This window comes from Pseudomonas inefficax, from assembly GCF_900277125.1.
In the GTDB taxonomy this organism is placed as follows: Bacteria; Pseudomonadota; Gammaproteobacteria; order Pseudomonadales; family Pseudomonadaceae; genus Aquipseudomonas; species Aquipseudomonas inefficax.
This window is the reverse complement of sequence record NZ_OPYN01000042.1, coordinates 1-1502: the sequence shown is the minus strand read 5'-3', so window position 1 is coordinate 1502 and position 1502 is coordinate 1. Positions and strand designations below refer to the sequence as shown.

At 65.3% G+C, this 1502-nt stretch carries 1 protein-coding gene; it reads right to left on the bottom strand.

What is annotated here, in order from left to right:
• Positions 1 to 179: 179 nt before the first annotated feature.
• Positions 180 to 1502 (bottom strand): sigma-54-dependent Fis family transcriptional regulator (locus JV551A3_RS04375; protein ID WP_133978368.1); only part of this gene is annotated, 1323 nt, incomplete at its 5' end.

Genomic DNA, 1502 nt, shown 5'->3' with positions numbered 1-1502 from the left:
GCGCGATACCTGTGGGAGCGGGTTTACCCGCGAACACCGGCGAAGCCGGTGCCATACACCGCGTCGCATTCTTCGCGGGTAAACCCGCTCCCACAGCTACCGCACAAGCCTCAAGGGCAGCATGAGTCCTGTAGGAGCGGCCTTGTGTCGCGAAAGGGCCGCAAAGCGCCCCCAAGGCCCTATCCCTTCATCCGCGGCATTTCAATGCGGTGTTCATGCACCCGCCGATACAGGGTGGCCCGCGAAATACCCAATGCCCGCGCCGCATCGGCCGGCTTCCAGCGATGGCGGATCAGCGCATCCAGCAACAACTGCCGCGCCGGACAAGACATGCTGCTTTCAGCCGAAGCGACCACCTCGCCGCGTACTTCCTGTGGCAGGTCCTGCACCTGCACCCGACCGCCCTCACTCACCGCACAGGCATAGCGCAACACCTGCCGCAGCTGGCGCAGATTGCCCGGCCAGCGATAAACCAGCAGCGCCTGCAGCGCATCATCCGCCAACATCACCTCCACGTCACAGGCCTCGGCCTCTTCGGCCAGCAACTGGTGAATCAGCCCCAAGCGGTCCTCACGCTCGCGCAGCGGTGGCAACTCGAAGCGGGCATTGGCCAGGCGGAAGTACAAATCCTCACGAAAACGCCCATCCTCCACCATCGCCGACAAATCGCGATGGGTCGCGCAAATCACCTGGATATCCACCCGCTCCCGCCGCGCCGCGCCCAGCGGCGCCACTTCACCCTCGGCCAGCACACGCAGCAACCTGGTTTGCAGGTTCAGCGGCATGTCACCGATTTCGTCGAGGAACAGCGTGCCGCCATCGGCCTGCTGCAACAGCCCCTGCATGCCTTTGCTGGAAGCCCCGGTGAAAGCCCCGGCCACATAGCCGAACAGTTCGCTCTCGATCAGGCTTTCCGGGATGGCCGCGCAGTTCAGGGTGACGAACGGGCCATCGCGACGCAGGCTTTGCTGATGCAGCTGGCGGGCGAACACCTCTTTGCCAGCCCCCGTCTCGCCTTGCACCAGCACCGCCAGGTTGCAGTCCTTGACCCGCGTGGCCAGGCGCAGGTGCTGCTCGATGCGGGCGTCCTGGGCCTGGCGCAACGGCTGTGCACGCTGCCGCTGGCTGGGTGCACTGACCCGGCCGTACAGCCCACCCAAGCCCGGCAGGCGTTGAGCGGACGATGCATTCACGCGGCGCAACTGGTCCATGTCGAACAGTTCGCCAATGTGCTCGGGCAAACGCCCCAGGTGCTCCACCAGGCGCTGCCGAGCCAGGCTGTTGATCGCCTGCAGGCGGCCATCAGCGTCCCAGGCCAGCAGGTAGTCGGGCTGGCTTTCCACATAGCCCGGCGTGCCATGGGCACGCATCACCCAATGGCCTTGGGCACTGTGCATGAAGAAGGCATTTTCGATTTCGCGGGCAGTCTGCTCGACCAGTTGGCGGATCAGGTGCTGGCTGCGGCGGTCATCCGGCGACTGCAAGGCCGAGACATCGACCAC